Here is a 17,219-nt window from a genome sequence, read left to right on the forward strand (position 1 = left end):
TCAATGTAAAGTAGAATTATTTTAAATGTAGCGAAAAAAAAACCTCGTCCAAACGGACGAGGTTTTGCTGACCAGCTTAGTCATCAGAGCCCAAGTTGATGCCGAACAGTCGCAGCACGAACAGGAGCAGGTTGATAAAGTTGAGGTACAGGCCGAGAACAGCCATCGGAACCAGCTCTTCCGGCACGCCGTTGCGGGCGATGTTCGACACATCGTACAGCGTGAAACCGATGAAGATGAAAATCCCGAGCAAGGTGAAGAACATGTACATCGTGCCACCGAGCGGGGAGATCATGTTCCAGATCGACAGGCCGATCAGCGCGATGATGCCGACCATCAGGAACCCGCCGAGGAAGGAGAAGTCAGCTTTCGATTTCCACGCGTAGAGTGCGGTCGCACCATATGCGAGAGTTGTAACCCCAAATGCGGCCATCACCATGTTGCCGCCGATCGCCCCCATGTAGTGGGAGAGCACCGGGTAGAACGTGACACCGCTGATAAAGGTGAACAGATAAAGGAACGTGTATCCTACACGACGCTTTCTTAGGAACATCGCTGCGAGAAGCATTCCGATCTCGATGATCATCAGCGGCAGGAACAGCGCCGGCGGCACTTGCGTACCTACGATCGTCCCGATCACAGCGAACAAGAGGCTCAGGAAGAACATCGGCAAGACGCGGTTAATTCCAACCATGCGCCCACCTGAATAAGATTGGTACATATTGACACTCCTTTCAAGTCTCTATAAAGTATTATACAACCTTGGGCTAAAAAAAAGAAACAGGATTGGGCACGAAAAAAGATCCCCTGACAATTCGGGAGATCTTTTTGATCAATTTCGACGGTGCGCATTAGACGATGCGCATTATTGGAAGTTTTGCTGACCTTCGTACTTGTTGCTGATCTTGGTCATCAGTTTGCCAACATCTGCATCGTTGAACGGACGACCGTCGCGCTGCAGCTTTTCACCGATGCGCTGCAGCTCATCGTGAATGAAGCGCAACACTTCGTATTTGTTGGTACCTTGTTGCAGGTTGATCGAGTTGGTCTTCAGCTGATCGACAAACGGAACTTCACCCTGCTCGTTCTCCACCGCCCCTTGCAGCGGCATCGACTTGTCGTAAACCGCAACGATCCCTGCGTTGTTGACGACAAAGTAGATCGAGAAGTACGCGTTGTTCATCGAAGTTTGACCGAATGCGAACGTTGCGGAGATGCAGCGCTCCATCGACTTGATATCATAATTGACCTGTACTGGCGTTTCCATGGCGTGTGTCCCCTTTAGCAAAAAAAGTTAGCAAGACGAGTTGTAGCCGTTTGTATTCGTAACGATAAAATCATCTTCAACGATATCATCGTAGTCGATTTGAATGCCCTCGATCAATGCTGCTGCAAACGGGTCTAACACAAACTTGATCCCGTCTACCTCAAGCGATTTGTCATATTCTTTTGACTCATCCAGAGCCAAACGAAAGCGCATGCCGCCTCAACCGGGCGAAACACTGACGCGAATGACAGTGCCTTCCGGTTCTTGCCCCAAGATCTCTTCGATCTTCTCTTTGGCAATATCAGTCACAGAGATCATTGATGCTCACCCCTCTCTATCTGTGTTCCTACGTCACGCGAGAAAGTCCAATTCGGTAAAAAACCAAACTTTCTTCGCGCTCTGCCCCCCGTCGATCAAACTGTCGAGCGAATGCATCAAGTGAGCCGTTTCCGGATCATTCAATAGTTTCGCTTCCCTCTCCCGATACTCCTCTAAGGAGGGGAGCAAAAAAGTCTCGACAAAGCGATTTTTTTGTTCGATGCTCTCGCTCACGCTGTAGGAGACATAGCCTGCTGCACCTCGCTTCGCGCGAAGCTTGGCCACCAGATGCAGATAGTCTTCCCTGCATCCCTCTCGCACACGATATTCAAAAAATCCACGCACCGCCATCTCTTGCCACCGCCCTTTTTTACAAAAGTTTTAGCCCGCGTTCAAGAAAGCTCCACGCGAAAACGGTATCCTGAATGCAACAACGCATTCAGGAGGAGTGTCAGCCGATGGAAGCGAAAGCACGAGTGTTGCAAGGGCAGGACTGCGGGTCATTGTTGATCGATCGCACGCGAGCACCCTATCTGGTAGGCTGTGTCTTGTCAACCGATGTGATGCGCACCACGCGCCCGATTCCAAGCCGCATCGAGTCGAAGGTGCAGCTGTACAAAGGTCACCTCGCACTCGAACTGCACGTACAGTTTGACGCGTCCGAACAGAAGCATCATCTGCAGTTCCTACTTCCCTACAGCCAGCACCGCGATTTTCTGCTTCAGCTCACCGAAGCTCCCGCCCTCTATCTCCTCACCGGAAGCGATCATCCTGTGCCGCGCAAGCTGCCGGGCAGGCAGACGCTCCATCAGCGGGTTCACCAAGCTGGCTTGGCCATTCAGCTGACCGAAGCGGTCAGAACTCAGATCCTGTTGCTCGATCGGCTCCATCCTGTCACGCCCTCGGTCGACCATCATGCGGCCGCATTCGGCTGCTGACCAGACCGCTCTTTCCGTTTGGGAAGAGCGGTTTTTACGATCTGCCCGCCCGATTCGCACACGCCGCCAGCTTGTACCGCCTAGACCAAGCCGCTTAGCTCTTTTACCACTTTCCCGTGTGCCACCGGGAACGTATAGGTGCTTAGGTCGCTGATCGCGACCCATTTGACATCTTCCTGTTCGCGCACCTGGCCGGCTGTCAGCGCGCATTCGTAGACGCGCATATCCCACTGCAGGTGGCTAAACGTATGTTGTACTTGGGCGAAAAGTGAACTCGGATTCGCCTGGACGCCAAAAGCGTCGCGCAGGTGAGCTGTCAAGCTTTCCTCAAGCGTCATGCCATCCAATCGCTCACCGCCCGGGAACTCCCACATGCCGGCCAGCAGTCCGCTCTCGGGCCGACGGCGGATCAACACTCGATCCCCATCGCGCAAAAGCGCTGCGGTCATGTCGACCGGACGCGGCGGCTTTTTCTTCTCTTTGATCGGGAGCTGTTCCTGGATTCCCTCTTCCTGCGCCCTGCACTTCGCCTGCACCGGACAGGCGTGGCAGCGCGGATTTTTCGGAATGCAGATCGTCGCCCCCAGCTCCATCAAGCCCTGATTGAAAGATGCTGCTCGTCCTGGCGGAATCAAAAACTCGGCCAAGCTTTCAAACGTTCGCCGCGTCTTCGGCTTCATGATGTCCTCTTCGATCAAAAAAATCCGCGACAGCACCCGAAACACGTTGCCATCTACCGCCGGAACGTCCACATCGTAGGCGATCGACAGGATCGCACCTGCCGTATACGGCCCGACGCCGGGCAGTGTTGAAATCTCATCCAGCGTATCGGGTACCCGTCCGCCAAATTTGTCGCGCACCACCTGCGCACCCTTTTGCAGGTTGCGCACGCGCGAGTAGTAGCCGAGCCCTTCCCACGCTTTTAGCACGTTCGGCTCCGGCGCCTCCGCCAGCTGCTCGATCGTCGGAAACAGCTCGATAAAGCGGTTCCAATAGGGAATGACCGTCTCCACGCGCGTCTGTTGCAACATCACTTCTGACACCCAGATTTTATACGGATCTCGCGTCCGCCGCCACGGCAGATCGCGTTTGACCTCTTCATACCAGTGCAAGATCCCTGCACCGACAGCTTGGGCCGTCTTCCGATCGACGTCGACCTTCGACCGCCTCGTCTCCTCTCGCATCTCCTAGCCTCCCACTTCTGTTCACCTATCACCCTATTATACAAAAAAAGCGCAGCCGTGAGTTCGGTCTGCGCCCTTGCGATTACATCTGTCCTTTGCGCTCCTCGATCGCCTTGCAGAACAATTCGACCAGCTCAGGATCGAACTGCGTGCCCGCACATCTGCGCATCTCGACCAAGCCTTCCTCGATCGATTTCCCTCGACGATAGGCGCGGTCGAGCGTCATCGCTGAAAACGAGTCGGCGATCGCCATGATCCGCCCGACCAAAGGGATCGTGGAGCCGTTCAGCCCGAGCGGGTATCCCTTCCCATCGTAGCGCTCATGATGGCAGAGCACCGCCTGCTTCATCGTCTCGCTCGTATAGTGCTCAGCGAGCAGTCGGTCGGAGCGCAAAACGTGCTCTTTCATTCGATCAAACTCCAGATCGGTCAGCCGACCCGGCTTCTTCAAGATCTGATCGGGGATCAAGATCTTGCCGATGTCATGAAAGAGCGCTCCTGTGTACAGCTCCCTTTTCGTGCTCTCCGGCAGGTGGAGCGCTTCCGCTAAGATCAGCGCATAGCGCGCCACATCCTCCGAGTGCTGCACCGTGTGGGTGTCTTTGTCCTTCAAGGAAAGGATGTACATCTCCAGATCGTGTGAGTCTGTGTCGAGACGCTTTTCGATCTGCAGATAGCTCGGCACGCGCTGGATCTTCGCCGAGCCTTGCCGCTTGCACTCCTCTGTCGTTCGCAGCGCAAACTCGACGAGCAGCGATTGGCTCTGCGCATCATCAGGGTAGGTTGCGATCCCGATCGAGACGGAGATCGTCAGCGCCTCCTCATACTGCTGAAAGCGAAAGGGCTCGTGGTTCAAGCGAGTCTGAAAACGAGCGGCGATCCGCTCCGCTTCCTCCGGCGAGGTGTCGGGCAGGATCAGGATGAACTCGTCACCCCCATATCTTCCGAGCACATCCTGTTCACGACATTCTGCGAGCAGAACTCTCACCACATGGCGCAGCATTTCATCGCCCACCTCATAGCCGTAGACACAGTTGATCGGCTTGAAATCGTCCAAGTCGAAGAGCAACACCGACACCGTCGCGTCATCGCTCTTCGCCTGCACCAACAGGCTGTGCAACACATCTTGGATCTTGCGATGGTTATAAAGTCCTGTCAGCGGATCATGGTCGAAAGAGCGAAACGGCTCATCGCTCACCTCAGAGCGCTCTGCGCGCGACCTGACCACCCTCGTCACGATCAGCGCTAGCACTGCGACTGTCGCCACCCAAAGCAACAGGTGCAGCGGCGTCGGCAGCTCAGACAAGCTCAATAGAACTGTACACCCCAAGAGAAGAAACAGAAGAAGTTCGCGTATCCCTATCTTATTTACCCAGCCATTCATTGGCGGTCCCCCATTCCCCAACCCCGACATCAAATGACCTTTTATTGGAATACTTCTCGTTGTAATTCCGTTTTCCTGCCAAACAACAAGAATAATATTGAGCATAAGAAAAGAACTTAACCTGACCTATCATAAGTCAATTCTAAATAGAAAGTAAATTTTTATTGTTCCCATAAAACAGTAAAAGGCACCTTCTCGCGAAGGTGCCCACCTTGCCTATTTTAAGTTTTCCGGATTCAGTCCGAGCAATTCAGGAATCACGAAGCTGCCATCTTTGCGGATCAGCACATCGTCAAACCAGATCTCACCGCCACCATACTCGGGGCGCTGGATGCAGACGAGATCCCAGTGAATGTTCGAATGGTTGCCGTTGTACGCATCATCGTAGCAGTTGCCCGGCGTGAAGTGGAAGGAGCCCGCGATCTTCTCATCGAACAGGATGTCCTTCATCGGGTTGAGGATGTACGGGTTGAAGCCGATCGAAAACTCGCCGATGTAGCGAGCGCCTTCATCTGTATCGAAGATGCGGTTGATCGCTTCCGTATCGTTTGCCAGCGCCTCGACGATCTTGCCATCCTTGAACGTCAGGCGGATGTTGTCAAACGTCGTTCCGTTGTACAGCGTCGGCGCGTTGAACTGAACCGTTCCGTTTACCGAATCGCGAACTGGAGCGGAGTACACCTCACCGTCCGGAATGTTCAGACGACCATCGCATTTGACTGCGCCGATCCCTTTGATCGAGAAGGACAGGTCGGTGCCCGGCCCTTTGATGTGCACTTTGTCGGTGCGCTCCATCAGCTCTCTCAGCGGGTTCATCGCCTCCGACATCTTCGCATAGTCGAGCGTGCAGACATCGAAGAAGAAATCCTCAAAGTCTTCGGTCGCCATGTTTGCCGACTGCGCCATCGACTCGTTCGGATAGCGCAGGATGCACCATTTGGTCTTCGGCACTCGAACTTCAAAATGCACCGGCTTGGTGTAGTTTTCCGCAAACTGCTTCATCTTCTCAGCCGGAAGACCTGCCAGCTCGTTCACATTGCGCGAAGCGCGAATCGAGATGTACGCATCCATCTGCTCCATCACAGCGCGATCGAAAGCGCCCCACATCTTCACCTGCTCTTCGCTCGCCCCTCTGATCAGCTCGCGATTCAGCTGCGACTCCTTGTTCCAGACGAACGGCATGCCGCCGACCGCATAGGCTGCGCGAATCATTTCCCGAGCGAGCGGCACCTCGCCGTCCGTCACGTCGATCAGCACTTTTTCTCCAGGTTGCAAGGCAACCGAGTATTCCATCATGTTTTTCGCCAGCTTTTCGTAACGAGCATCTCTCATCTTGTTCAGCCCCCAATATGTAAAATGTAACCCCCGCGCCTTCCCCTTGCTTGACTCGTCCACAGGGGATTGAGACAATAAGGAAAATGAGCGGGAGGAGGAAATGTAATGCTTGAGATCGGAATGACCGCTCCGGACTTCCATGCGGAAAGCACAGAAGGCCCTGTGCGCCTCTATGATGACTACAAAGGGAAGAAAAATGTGATCCTGATCTTCTACCCGATCAACAATACGCCCGGCTGCCGCAAACAGCTGTGCGACGCGCGCGATGCGCAGCCCGATTATGAGCAATTGGACACCGCTGTCCTCGGCATCAACCCGGGGAAATTCGCCGGTCACCAGAAGTTTACCGCCAAACACAACTTCGGATTCCCTCTGGTGTTCGATGATCGCTGGCAGATCGTCGCCAACTATCATGTGCCGACATTCTCTGGCATGATGGTCGCCCGCACCGTCCTCATCGTCGATAAAGACATGAAAGTGCGCTACATCAACAAAGGGATGCCGTCCACGCAAGAGCTGATCACAGCGATCAAAGAAATCAACGAAAGCTCACAATCATTGTAGCACGAAAGCGGTGTCCACAGGGGCACCGCTTTTCTATCTAAGATGTCAAGTATCCAGTTTTTTAAAGAAGCGTTCCAAGTAGTTGTAAAACTGTTGGCTCTCCTCCGGTGTGAAATCGCCAAAGATCTCTGAGCTGAATTGGTCGCGGGGTTTTTCGATCTCACGCATAAACTGAGCGCCTTTTTCGGTCAGCATCACCTTGGTGACGCGACGGTCGAACTGATCGGGGTGGCGGCTGACAAAACCATCGCGTTCAAGGCGGTCGATCATGCCCGTCATGTTCGCCTTCGTGACAAGCAGATTCTTCCCAAGCTCTGTCATCGTCATACCCTGACCACTTCGAAACAGGACTCCGAGCAACGTCCACTGCTGTTGCGAGAGCCCATAGGCACCCGCCAGCCGGTCGCTGTTCCCGTGCTTGATCAACAGGTTGTTGATCCTGATCACCATGTTGATGATCGAAGCACGCTGTTCCGTGTCTTGATTCAGATTGTTCATTTCCCCTCAACCCTTTTAACAAAAAATTTTAATATATGAGTTTATAATACTACGTCAAGGAAATTATTCCTTCGTATGAGATCGAAAAAAACGCAAAAAATATGGCTACGGGAGGTGGTATGAACATGTGGAATATGATCACCGATATGATGCCGCGCCGGAAAAACGGGATGAACACCGTGACGGCCATGATGCTCGGAGCCGGAATTGGAATTGCAGCGTGGGAAATGATGCGCCGCAACAACGCTTCCGGCAACGGCGCCAATCAGATGGATCAGATCGCCGATTCCATGATGAACGCGATCAACGAGTAGTTCCCCCTCTCCATGAAAAAAGGGTCCCTGTTCATCCGGGGACCCTTTTCAATACAGATCGACGAAGATGCTGCCATGATAGGAGCGCACCGTGACCGGCCACGTCCCATCTCCCAACTTGTCGGTGAGCAGCGTGCCCTGTTTGGTGCCCGCATTTTTGCTCGATTTCGTCGGTCCTTTGATCACGCCTCTGTTCGACTCTCCTAAAAATTTGATCGACGAGCTCTTCGGCATCTCCAGCGTCGTCTTGCCGTTGTTCACAGAGAGCGTCCACGGAGCCAACACGTCCCCGCGCACTCGCATATCACCAAGTCCGCGAATCGTCGCCTCCACTTTGGCGAGCGGGCTGCGCACATCGAGCACAGCCGAATCGGCCATCGCCATCAGGTCACCGCCCACCGTGTCGACGCTCACCTTGCCGACTTTGACGTTCAGTTTGACATTTCCTGCGACCTGTCCGATCTCGCTGTCGCCGCCATCTGACGCCAAGTTCAAGTTGCCGCTGATCTTCTTCGCTTGGATGTTCCCCACTCCGGTGAGCAGCTCAGCGTTTCCGTACACGTTATGAACGCTGAGCGGGCCGTTCTGCAGATCTGCGCGCAGATCGCCGCGCAGCGTCTCAACGGTCACAGCGCCGCCCTTGCTGGTCAGATCGGCGTCGCCATAGTAGTCGCGAACGATGATGTCCCCCTGCTCGGTGCGCAGCTTGAGCACGACGCCGGTGGGCACGACCAGCTTCAGATCGATCGTTCCCGAACCGCTCTCCTCATCAGACGCTTTTACCTTCACCGTCGTCGACTCGCCCACCTCGGTGTAGGGCATCAGCTGAACGGCGGAGACGACCGGCTCGTTCTTATCGATGATCGACACATGGGCGACCGCATCGATCGAGAGCTCGCGCGCTGTCGTTCCGGTCACCTCGATTGTGCCGAGCGGATTCTCGATCACCACTTCCTTGGTGATCGGCAGGATCGGCACGATCTGCGTCGGCAGCGCGAGGTCTTTGCTCGTCACCGTGAGCAACGGCTTCTGCGGTGTGGGCTCCTCGCCTTGGGCAACGCGGGTGGTGGTCAGATAGTAGTTGACCGAAAAAACGCCGACCAGAAACAGCAGCGCAAGGCTGCGTCCATCGAGGCGGATGCGCTCCTGAAACTTCTTGCGCCGAATCGACAACCAGCTGATCAACAGCTCTGCACCCAGCCCGATGACGATCAGAGGCCACAGGTTCAGCCCGGTCAGAAAATAGTTCCCCTGTCGCAACAGGTCGATGAAAAGCAGAAGACCCAGTGCGAGCATCGTGCACGCACTGGTCAGAGTTCCTACTTTACGCATGTCCACCATCTTCATTCTTATCGATGTTCCGATCGGTGGTGAAAGGAAGCGCCTTCCCGTTGACAATCCACACGCCGAGGGCGAGGAACAGCGCCGCTGTGACCATCTCCTTGAGCGCGTCGCGCAGCTGCCAGTTCAAGCCTGCCAGATCGAACAGACCGTAGGTGAGCGCGATGCTGCCGATGATGGCAAACGACCAGCCGAGCATCGAGACGTTGAGCATCTCTTTCCAGCGCGGGAAGATCGCCCGGTCATCCACAACATCGCCACGGTTGATCATGTCGCGATGCTTATGCGCATCCACCTGAGCGTAAAACCAGAGGATCGGCACCGCAAAGCCGGTCGCGAACGACAGCGAGTTCGGCACGATCGTGTTCAGGAAGATCAGTCCGAAGAAGACGATCATCAACTGCACGCCGCGCACTTGCAGGCCGAGATAGTAGTGTCCCAGGCCTGGCAGACAGGAGAACAGGGTGGTGAGAAAGAAACTGCGGTGACCCTCGATCAGCGTCTCCGATTTGCGTCTGACCGTCTTGACAGCCCTGCTTGCCTTCTCGGCCTTTTTATCCAGTTGGATCGGTCGATGGTTCGCCAGCGGTTCTTCGAGCGTCAGCGTTTGCGAAACACAGCTCTTGCAGACAGCATGTTCGCCAACCGGAACCAAACAGTCGGAACAGATCAGCTTGTGGCAGAGGCGGCACTCACGCTCCACAGGGTGATCCGGATGGTAATGGCAGTTCATCAGATGATCCCTCCTCATTTCGAAAAATCAAAGCTTATCGAGCTAAACAGGTAGTGCAGCTCCGAATAGATGCGAGCCGTTCCGTCGGTAAACAGGTTGCCCGTGTTCGACACGGCCGCGATCGTCTTGCCGACCACCGGCACTTGTTCCGCATAGCTCTGACCTGCCGATCCGAAGATCATCAGGCCGGTGACGACTGCGGCGGTGGCCACGCGAGTGAACAGCTCGAAGCGCGGAGACCGCTGTTTGCGAGCTGCAAACGGCAGGGCGGGTGGCGCAGCGTGGGTCTCTTCAGGCGCAGCGTGTGCGGAGGTCGTCACAGCCTGTCTGTCGAGCTGTTCGATCCCGCTCATGATCCGATCGGTCAGCCCAGCAGGCGGCGCGACGAGCGGCAACATTTCCGGCATATTCGAACCGAGCTCTGCCATGTTCGCCAGCCGCTCAGCACAGAAGTCACATTCGGACATATGCAGTGCGATACCATCCAACAGATCGTCAGAAAGCGCATCACCGTTTAGAAACTTCCAAATCAAATCTCCTGCTACGTGCTCCATCCGTTTCGCCTCCTTTCAGTCGATCGCGCAACATGTTTTTTGCACGGTACAGCCGCGTTTCGACTGTGCGCGGTGAGATCTCTTGCACTTCAGCGATATCTTTGTAACTCATCCCTTGAAAATGGTACATCAGCAGGATCGATCGATATTTTTCCGGCATCTTATCGATCAGATCGCGCACTTCTACTTGTCGCTCTTGACGAAGCAGGATTCGCTCCGGAGAGAGGTCGAGGTCATCAGGTATTCGCTCCGCCTCTTCCACTTGCGCTGTCTGCTCCTGTCTGACCAGATGTTTCCGCCGCCAATCGATGCATCGGTTGGTGGCGATTCTGCAGATCCACGTTTTGAAGCTCGCCTCTTCGCGAAAGCTGTCTAACGTTCGGTACGCTTTGAGGAAGACCTCTTGGGTGATGTCCTCAGCCTCCGTTCGATCGCGCACCATCCTGTGGGCAATCGTGTAGATGAGAGTTTGATACCGCTCCACGAGCAGTCGGTAGCTGTCGCAGTCTCCTGTGATGACGCGCTGTATCAACTCTTGATCGCTAAACTCCTGCATCGTGTGCCGGTTCCCCCCTCTCCTCCGTTTGCCTCACTTTCAGATCTTTCTTTCACTCCTATTGACGGTTCGAGCGGATGAAACCCTTCACGATCTCAAAAAAAGGATCGAGCCTTTAAACCATCAGCAGCACAAAGCTGAGAACCGAGGCGACCAGCAACGTGGAGACCAGGTTTAAAAGAATGCCGGTCAGCGCCTGCCAACCGCCTTTCATCGCTTCTGGCGCCTGCTTGATCTGCCTGATTCCAACAAAGCCGAGTATGATTCCTAATGGGCCCATCAGCAGAACGAAAAAGTTAAGAAACGGGATGATCACCGTGACGAGCGAGCTCGCGCCGAGCACGAGCGATGCGACCGCCATCCGGTTGGTGGGAAGAAACTGCTGTTGTTCTTGCATCTATCCAAACACTCCTCATTCTATTCATCGTTGAAACATCGTCTATTATACCTCATACAACAAAAAAACGCCCCTGAGAGGGGCGTTTTCAACTCCCGATTAACGGGAGTAGTATTCGACGATCATCGATTCTTGAATTTGCTGCGGCATTTCTTCGCGGGTCGGGAAGCGGCTGTAAGTCGCGGAGAGGCTGTTCGCATCCCACTCCAAGTATGCCGGACGTGCGGACACGCCTTCCAGAGCGTCTTTGACCGGTGTGAGGTCGCGAGATTTCTCACGCAGCGAGATCACGTTGCCCGGGCGAACCGCAAAGGATGCGATGTCGACCTTGTTGCCGTTGACAGTCACGTGACCATGGTTGACCAGCTGACGAGCACCTTGCAGGGTGCGAGCGAAGCCAGCTTGGTAGACGAGGTAATCGAGGCGCGAGTTGAGCTGGCGCAGCAAGTTTTCCCCGGTGATGCCCGATTGACGAGCAGCTTCTTCGTAGTACGCGCGGAATTGCTTTTCCAGCACGCCGAAGATGTAACGCAGTTTTTGCTTCTCTTGCAGCTGCAGACCGTATTCGCTCATCTTCTTGCGCTTGGTCGGGCCGTGTTGACCCGGCGGGTACGGACGCTTGTGTACTGGACATTTTGCGGAGCCGCAGAGCGCTTGGCCAACTTGGCGGCAAAGTTTGTGTTTCGGACCTGTGGAACGTGCCATGTAAGTATCTACTCCCTTGTCTGATCTTGATCTTGATCTTGATAAATGCTTTGAAACTGCTCCATCTCCTGAAGCATGTGAGAGAGCGGATCGATCAGTTCAACGCCCTCCGAACGAAGTCTAGCCAACTCCTGTTCGGTCTCCTCGATGACCGAAGCAAGGAGATAAGTGATGTCATTTTGCTTATAGATAAGCACATCGGGTTCGCATGTCTCCGACAAAATTAAAGAATACACGCCGGAACCGAATTTGACAAGTGCCTTGGTGTACAAATGACAGCCAGTTTCCTCCCATTTTGAGACGAAAACGTCCACATCCGCACTGTAATGCCACTCTGTCAAAATATGCTCGATGCAGTCGAGAATGGGCTCTGGTTCGCGGTAGTGACCGACTCCCCAGCACATCTGAACGACTTCCTTGCGAATTTTTTCAACGAGCATCTCACATCACCTTACCGTTGCTTTGTCATTATTGAAAATGATTCTCATTCGCTACTGACTACTATAGCGCATCGATCAGCGCTTGTAAACAATCTCTCTTAGTAATAGCCAAATGAGTCGCTTTCAAAACAACAACGGCAGCCTAGCCCAAGTTTTCGTATCCGTTGACGATCAGGTCGAGACGGCCATCATCCGGATCGAAGATCAGGCCGTGCACCGGAACATCCTTGGGAATCAATGGGTTCTCGCGGATCGTTTTGACCACCTCGGCCACGTTTTCGATCGGGTGGTGGAACGTGTCCACCCAACGCGACAGAGCGCCTTCGACCAGCTTGATCGCTTCGGGCGAGATCCCGCGGGCGATCATCTTCTCCTTCAAGTCGTCTGCCGTCGCTGTCGACATGCCGCAATCGAGATGTCCGATGACGATCAGCTCCTTCACGCCGAGCGCGTAGATCGCCATCACCAATGAGCGGATGACGACTCCAAACGGATGGGTGAGGGTGTTCCCCGCATTTTTGATCACCTTCGCCTCGCCGCGCTGGATGCCCATCGCACCTTCGAGGAAATCGACGAGGCGAGTGTCCATGCAGGTGAAGATCGCAAGCTCTTTGCTCGGGATCTTCGTGACGGCCGGAACGTTGTGCAGTTCCTTTCGCTTTTTCCACTCGTCGACGAACCCAGTATTCGCTTCCAACACTTGTTCTAAAATGGTCTTGCTCATTGACACACCCCCTAACAGTTTACTATAGTTTGCTTGCCAGATCTGCCTGCTTCATTCGGGTGGGATATGGCGTTTCGATCCGCGTCAAGCATCTCGCCATGCGGGTCTGCTCACACCGCTCAGCGCTGCGAGCGAATGGTGATCGCCCAGGCGAGCCCGCGGTCTTTCGCAAGTTCATCAAATCGCATAGCATATGTAACAGGTTATGTAGGGTGATGAAACCTATCCCGTCCTTTTCCATAGTATCACAAAACGGCGAATGACAAGAAAAAAGGAAGGGGTTGCTCCCTTCCAAATTGCTACTCTCTTTTCTTCTGGGTGAAATGTGCAGTCCAAGCGAAGGCGAAAAACAAGAATCCCACAAAAGCAAACACCCCGATGGCAAACAGCAATGGCCACATGCTGTTCTCCTCCTCCTCGCTCAGAAAGGGCGGTTGAAAGGCGCGTGCGGCAGCAGTCGCCCCCTCGTCGCTTCAGCTATCAGATTCCTCTTCTCTCTACGTTATGCGGACAAAACGTACGGTAGACGTACCACGCCAAGAAGACGACCGCATGCGGTCGCCTTCGCAACAGAACTGTTCTGCACTCCATCTCATCAAACAGCAATCGAGCTTTGGGAACCGACTGCTCGGAGCTATCCCTTGCCGCTAGATCATCGTGAGATGCCCGACTCGATTCTGAGGACGATCGGGTACACGCTCAAGATTCCTTGAGGAATGCATTTAAAATGGGTAAGCCAAGGTGGATAGCCCTCGCGACCGGTATCATCCATTTATTCCCAACGAATCACTTCCGCCCTTGATCGGCGATCGCATCGTTCACGATCATCTCTTTCAAGGTCTCTGTCAGAGGCGCTGTGCGCCTTCTTACACCCGTTCGAGCGGGCGGTGTGGCTCAGGCGACCATTCAACGCGGATCTGATCGCCTGGGCGCACCTGTCCGCCGCTCAACACGATGCCCATGATCCCCGCTTTGCGGATCAGGTTGCCCTGCTCGTCACGGTCGAGAACCGTCTTCATCAAGCCTGGCTGAAAGCGATCCAGCTGGGCGCAAGGGTTGCGCAGTCCGGTGACCTCGACGATCGCCGCATCGCCGATGTACAGTCTGGCTCCCGTTGGCAAACCGAGCAGATCGACACCTCGCGTGGTGATATTTTCGCCCATCTGCCCCGCCGAAACAGAAAAGCCGGCCGCCTGTAACTCGTCAAACAGTTCAGCGTGAATTAGGTGCACTTGGCGCAGGTTCGGCTGGGTCGGGTCTTGCGCCACCCGCGAGCGATGCTTGACCTCTTTTCCCAGATGAGCGTCTCCTTCGACACCCAGCCCAGCTAAAAGCTGGATGCTGTCCTGATTTTGCTTGCTAAACGTGTGCGTCCCGCTCGTGCTCACCATCAATACGCTCCCCGTGCCGACTACCGCTTCACCTTTCCATTCCATGCGCCTCATCGTCTCCATTCGTCTGCGTGATCGTTCCTACTTGGCGATACGTAAGTCAAGGCTCCCAACTGCTGCTTCTACTCTTTGAGCATCTCAAAGATCTTGATCGTATGCAACGAATAGAGTTGGTCAAAAACACCATCCCCTTTTCGACAGAGCCTTCTATGATTGTGAAAACTCTGTCGCGCAGTGCTGGTCGAGAGCGAGCAATCACATATTATGCAACTGTAAAAAACGATAGGAAATCACGATATGTTTTAGCGGCAATTTTGATAAGTAGCCTGTTGACTATCAGTTCCTGACAGGTATGATAGAGAACAATAAGCTTTGACGTGGAGAAGTACTCTAGATGGCAATCCACAGAGAGTTGCCCAAACGCTGAAAGGGCAATGATTATCGCTAGAGGAAGAACACCACGGAGCGCCATCCGAACGATTTCGTTCTAGTAGGAATGGACGGTTCTCCACCGTTACCGGAGCTGAGTGGTCGGTTCTTTTCCGACAACTAGGGTGGCAACACGGGTTAAGCCTCGTCCCTTTCTGGAAGGAGGCTTTTTGTATTCTTACGGGAGGTGTTCCAAATGGAAGATGACAATGGCAACAATTTCAAAACAATCAAGTCAAAGGAGGGTTTTGATCCATGATTTTCTTCCTAAAGGGAGTTCTGATCGGATTTTCTGTTGCGGCCCCCGTTGGGGCAATCGGTCTACTATGCATTCAGCGCACACTCGTACAAAGTCGCTTGTCAGGGTTTCTGACTGGCTTGGGAGCTGCATTTGCCAACGCCATCTATGGGGTGATCGCGGGCATTTTTGGCGCAGGGCTGATCACCCAGTTTCTCGTCAGCCAAGAGAGATTGGTTCATCTTATCAGTGGGGTTTTCCTCATCTACATGGGCGTCAAGATGATTCGTTCAGTGCCACCAGATCGCGAGGTTGATCCGACCAGCAAAGGTCTTCTGGCAAACTTTCTGTCCTCTTTTTTCCTTCTCATCACAAACCCATCTACCATCTTGTTCTTTCTAGCTGTCTTTGGAACTGTTGGAGTTCCTACAGCTTCCAACCAAGTTTTCGGTGCATCCGTTACTATATGCGGCATTTTCATGGGCTCTGTACTCTGGTGGCTGACTTTGGTGACGGTGACGCATCTATTGAAAAATAGGATCAATCGGAAGGTGCTCAGCGCAATCAACAAGATTGCAGGATTGATCATCGTTGGATTTGGGGTAACCTCTTGCATTTCATCCTTTTAGATTCGGGTGACAACCATCCATCTGAAAGTCGCATCGTTTCTTCACTTGAACAGACCATGACTTTTTTTCACTCTTTTACCGTGCAATGTGCTGATTTGATATAGTTACCATTGAGGGGGTGGAGCATTGCACAAGATTGTCGATCTTGAAGAAGTTCTGTTCTTTGTTCAAGATGTAACTCAAGCCAAGCAATGGTATATGAAACTGTTAGATACCAATCCAACGTTTGATGACCCCAATTATTGCACCTTTCAGCTGGGTCGGGTCACGATCGGGCTTCATCCTTCCGATTCGAAGACCGCTTCCGGTGTAGCAGGGCAGGTGGCTTATTGGCGGGTTGAAAATCTCACGTCAACCATCGATCACTTTGTTGCACACGGTTGTACCGTTTTTCGTGGGCCCATTGTTGGAATCGATGGTCCACAGATTTGCCAAGTCAAAGATCCGCACGGAAACGTATGGGGTTTTGTTGAAAGAAATTGATGAGCAATTATATTCCAAAATAGGAGCTCCAACCGCTCGATGGTTGGAGCTCCTATTTTGGGATCTTTTCGAGTAGAAGATTCCTATGATTGGAGTAAAATCTGGGAAAACATCACGAAATCATCGAAAATCATGTTCATGAAGCTACTGGTTACACCTTGGTTCAGGGCATTCTGGGAAATTAAGTTTCATTATGAGTGACTAGTTATGCATGTGAAATGCCATTGTTTGTTTAGGACATTTTCTCACACTATGATGATCGCATCACCAAATATACCCATTTAGAGCGAGGTATTTTGTCTTATTTTAATATTTTATATAAAAATTTCAAGAAATATATATACAACAAGTCGTTTTATGTGTATATTAATAATATAAAAACATATGAAGGGGTTAATATAATGAACAAAAAAATGATCGCCGCACTTATCACCTCTGGGTTAGCCGCAGCAGTATTCTCATCTAATGCACATGCTGCTTCGACCCCGTACAGTGGCACCCATACTGGCTACGGTGCCCCGCACGAGAAAGAGTTCACGTTGAACTCATCCGCAAAGGTAACCGTATTTGGTTCCCAAAATGCCACAGAACCAGAATATACTGCAATTTGTTATTACTCGGTCTATAAAAAGGTACCTTTCTGGTTTGATGAACTCGTCTATGACAAAGGCGAAATTCGCGGTAACAACGCGACTGTAAATTTTGCTACTTCAAAACTGGAGTCAGGAACCTATTACCTCAAATTCGTTTGCAACACTCCGTCCTTCACAAGTGGAACGATTTCTTGGTAATCTTAG

General features: G+C 53.0%; 23 protein-coding genes and 1 other annotated feature. Of the genes, 6 read left to right on the forward strand and 17 right to left on the reverse strand.

The window, feature by feature from the left end:
- Positions 1-76: 76 nt before the first annotated feature.
- From ACFSOY_RS06150 to ACFSOY_RS06165, 4 genes are all read right to left on the reverse strand, one after another.
- Complete coding sequence (locus ACFSOY_RS06150; RefSeq protein WP_386044831.1) at positions 77-721, reverse strand: Bax inhibitor-1/YccA family protein; 645 nt, start codon at positions 719-721, stop codon at positions 77-79.
- A 144-nt stretch (positions 722-865) separates the two neighbouring features.
- Complete coding sequence (locus ACFSOY_RS06155) at positions 866-1,267, reverse strand: hypothetical protein (protein WP_386044833.1); 402 nt, start codon at positions 1,265-1,267, stop codon at positions 866-868.
- A 27-nt stretch (positions 1,268-1,294) separates the two neighbouring features.
- On the reverse strand, positions 1,295-1,480 hold the full coding sequence (locus ACFSOY_RS06160) for a hypothetical protein (protein ID WP_386044835.1): 186 nt from the start codon (positions 1,478-1,480) through the stop codon (positions 1,295-1,297).
- A gap of 138 nt (positions 1,481-1,618) precedes the next feature.
- The gene (locus ACFSOY_RS06165) at positions 1,619-1,936 is read right to left on the reverse strand and encodes a hypothetical protein (protein ID WP_386044836.1); all 318 of its coding nucleotides are present in this window, start codon (positions 1,934-1,936) and stop codon (positions 1,619-1,621) included.
- Between the two features lie 107 nt (positions 1,937-2,043).
- Between ACFSOY_RS06165 and ACFSOY_RS06170 the strand changes: the two genes are divergently transcribed.
- On the forward strand, positions 2,044-2,523 hold the full coding sequence (locus tag ACFSOY_RS06170; protein ID WP_386044838.1) for a hypothetical protein: 480 nt from the start codon (positions 2,044-2,046) through the stop codon (positions 2,521-2,523).
- 80 nt (positions 2,524-2,603) lie between these two features.
- Here the strand turns inward: ACFSOY_RS06170 and mutY are convergent, their stop codons facing one another.
- The 3 genes from mutY to ACFSOY_RS06185 all read right to left on the reverse strand — a co-directional run bounded on the left by mutY (position 2,604) and on the right by ACFSOY_RS06185 (position 6,423).
- Positions 2,604-3,707, reverse strand: a complete 1,104-nt coding sequence (mutY, locus tag ACFSOY_RS06175; RefSeq protein ID WP_386044839.1) for an A/G-specific adenine glycosylase — start codon at positions 3,705-3,707, stop codon at positions 2,604-2,606.
- Between the two features lie 82 nt (positions 3,708-3,789).
- Positions 3,790-5,019, reverse strand: coding sequence for a bifunctional diguanylate cyclase/phosphohydrolase (locus ACFSOY_RS06180; RefSeq protein ID WP_386044841.1), 1,230 nt, complete (start codon positions 5,017-5,019; stop codon positions 3,790-3,792).
- Positions 5,020-5,307: 288 nt separating this feature from the next.
- Positions 5,308-6,423, reverse strand: coding sequence for an aminopeptidase (locus ACFSOY_RS06185; RefSeq protein ID WP_386044843.1), 1,116 nt, complete (start codon positions 6,421-6,423; stop codon positions 5,308-5,310).
- A 108-nt stretch (positions 6,424-6,531) separates the two neighbouring features.
- On the opposite strand from ACFSOY_RS06185, the gene ACFSOY_RS06190 reads away from it, so the two are divergent.
- Positions 6,532-6,990 carry a peroxiredoxin gene (locus tag ACFSOY_RS06190; RefSeq protein ID WP_386044845.1) on the forward strand — a complete coding sequence of 153 codons (459 nt, stop codon included), beginning with the start codon at positions 6,532-6,534 and terminating at the stop codon, positions 6,988-6,990.
- Between the two features lie 45 nt (positions 6,991-7,035).
- On the opposite strand, the gene ACFSOY_RS06195 is transcribed toward ACFSOY_RS06190, so the two are convergent.
- Positions 7,036-7,488 carry a MarR family winged helix-turn-helix transcriptional regulator gene (locus ACFSOY_RS06195; RefSeq protein WP_386044847.1) on the reverse strand — a complete coding sequence of 151 codons (453 nt, stop codon included), beginning with the start codon at positions 7,486-7,488 and terminating at the stop codon, positions 7,036-7,038.
- A gap of 125 nt (positions 7,489-7,613) precedes the next feature.
- Here ACFSOY_RS06195 and ACFSOY_RS06200 point away from each other — a divergent pair, with 125 nt between their 5' ends.
- Positions 7,614-7,802, forward strand: coding sequence for a hypothetical protein (locus tag ACFSOY_RS06200; RefSeq protein WP_386044849.1), 189 nt, complete (start codon positions 7,614-7,616; stop codon positions 7,800-7,802).
- Between the two features lie 48 nt (positions 7,803-7,850).
- On the opposite strand, the gene ACFSOY_RS06205 is transcribed toward ACFSOY_RS06200, so the two are convergent.
- The 9 genes from ACFSOY_RS06205 to ACFSOY_RS06245 all read right to left on the reverse strand — a co-directional run bounded on the left by ACFSOY_RS06205 (position 7,851) and on the right by ACFSOY_RS06245 (position 14,697).
- Positions 7,851-9,134: a DUF4097 family beta strand repeat-containing protein gene (locus ACFSOY_RS06205; protein WP_386044851.1), complete on the reverse strand. Its 1,284-nt coding sequence runs from the start codon at positions 9,132-9,134 to the stop codon at positions 7,851-7,853.
- Positions 9,127-9,876: a B-box zinc finger protein gene (locus tag ACFSOY_RS06210; protein WP_386044853.1), complete on the reverse strand. Its 750-nt coding sequence runs from the start codon at positions 9,874-9,876 to the stop codon at positions 9,127-9,129. Before ACFSOY_RS06210 ends, ACFSOY_RS06205 begins: the two co-directional genes overlap by 8 nt.
- Before the next feature lie 14 nt (positions 9,877-9,890).
- Complete coding sequence (locus ACFSOY_RS06215; protein ID WP_386044855.1) at positions 9,891-10,430, reverse strand: anti-sigma factor; 540 nt, start codon at positions 10,428-10,430, stop codon at positions 9,891-9,893.
- Positions 10,384-10,986, reverse strand: coding sequence for an RNA polymerase sigma factor (locus ACFSOY_RS06220; protein ID WP_386044857.1), 603 nt, complete (start codon positions 10,984-10,986; stop codon positions 10,384-10,386). Before ACFSOY_RS06220 ends, ACFSOY_RS06215 begins: the two co-directional genes overlap by 47 nt.
- A 115-nt stretch (positions 10,987-11,101) precedes the next feature.
- Positions 11,102-11,383, reverse strand: a complete 282-nt coding sequence (locus ACFSOY_RS06225; protein ID WP_386044859.1) for a DUF4190 domain-containing protein — start codon at positions 11,381-11,383, stop codon at positions 11,102-11,104.
- Between the two features lie 99 nt (positions 11,384-11,482).
- Complete coding sequence (gene rpsD / locus ACFSOY_RS06230) at positions 11,483-12,088, reverse strand: 30S ribosomal protein S4 (protein WP_386044860.1); 606 nt, start codon at positions 12,086-12,088, stop codon at positions 11,483-11,485.
- Between the two features lie 8 nt (positions 12,089-12,096).
- Positions 12,097-12,528: a hypothetical protein gene (locus ACFSOY_RS06235; RefSeq protein WP_386044862.1), complete on the reverse strand. Its 432-nt coding sequence runs from the start codon at positions 12,526-12,528 to the stop codon at positions 12,097-12,099.
- A gap of 142 nt (positions 12,529-12,670) precedes the next feature.
- Positions 12,671-13,252, reverse strand: a complete 582-nt coding sequence (locus tag ACFSOY_RS06240) for a beta-class carbonic anhydrase (protein WP_386044864.1) — start codon at positions 13,250-13,252, stop codon at positions 12,671-12,673.
- Between the two features lie 866 nt (positions 13,253-14,118).
- Positions 14,119-14,697 carry an MOSC domain-containing protein gene (locus ACFSOY_RS06245; RefSeq protein WP_386044865.1) on the reverse strand — a complete coding sequence of 193 codons (579 nt, stop codon included), beginning with the start codon at positions 14,695-14,697 and terminating at the stop codon, positions 14,119-14,121.
- Between the two features lie 309 nt (positions 14,698-15,006).
- Positions 15,007-15,228: a binding site (T-box leader), on the forward strand.
- A 99-nt stretch (positions 15,229-15,327) separates the two neighbouring features.
- Here ACFSOY_RS06245 and ACFSOY_RS06250 point away from each other — a divergent pair.
- The 3 genes from ACFSOY_RS06250 (at position 15,328) to ACFSOY_RS06260 (ending at position 17,213) form a co-directional block, all read left to right on the forward strand.
- Entirely contained in the window at positions 15,328-15,939 is a 612-nt protein-coding gene (locus tag ACFSOY_RS06250; protein ID WP_386044867.1) for a LysE family translocator, read from the forward strand.
- 126 nt (positions 15,940-16,065) lie between these two features.
- Positions 16,066-16,422 (forward strand): VOC family protein, encoded by a 357-nt coding sequence (locus ACFSOY_RS06255; RefSeq protein ID WP_386044869.1) that lies wholly within the window; start codon positions 16,066-16,068, stop codon positions 16,420-16,422.
- Between the two features lie 401 nt (positions 16,423-16,823).
- Positions 16,824-17,213: a hypothetical protein gene (locus tag ACFSOY_RS06260; protein WP_386044871.1), complete on the forward strand. Its 390-nt coding sequence runs from the start codon at positions 16,824-16,826 to the stop codon at positions 17,211-17,213.
- Positions 17,214-17,219: the final 6 nt, after the last annotated feature.

Origin of the sequence: Tumebacillus lipolyticus (genome assembly GCF_042682745.1) — a bacterium.
GTDB classification, from domain to species: Bacteria; Bacillota; Bacilli; order Tumebacillales; family Tumebacillaceae; genus Tumebacillus_A; species Tumebacillus_A lipolyticus.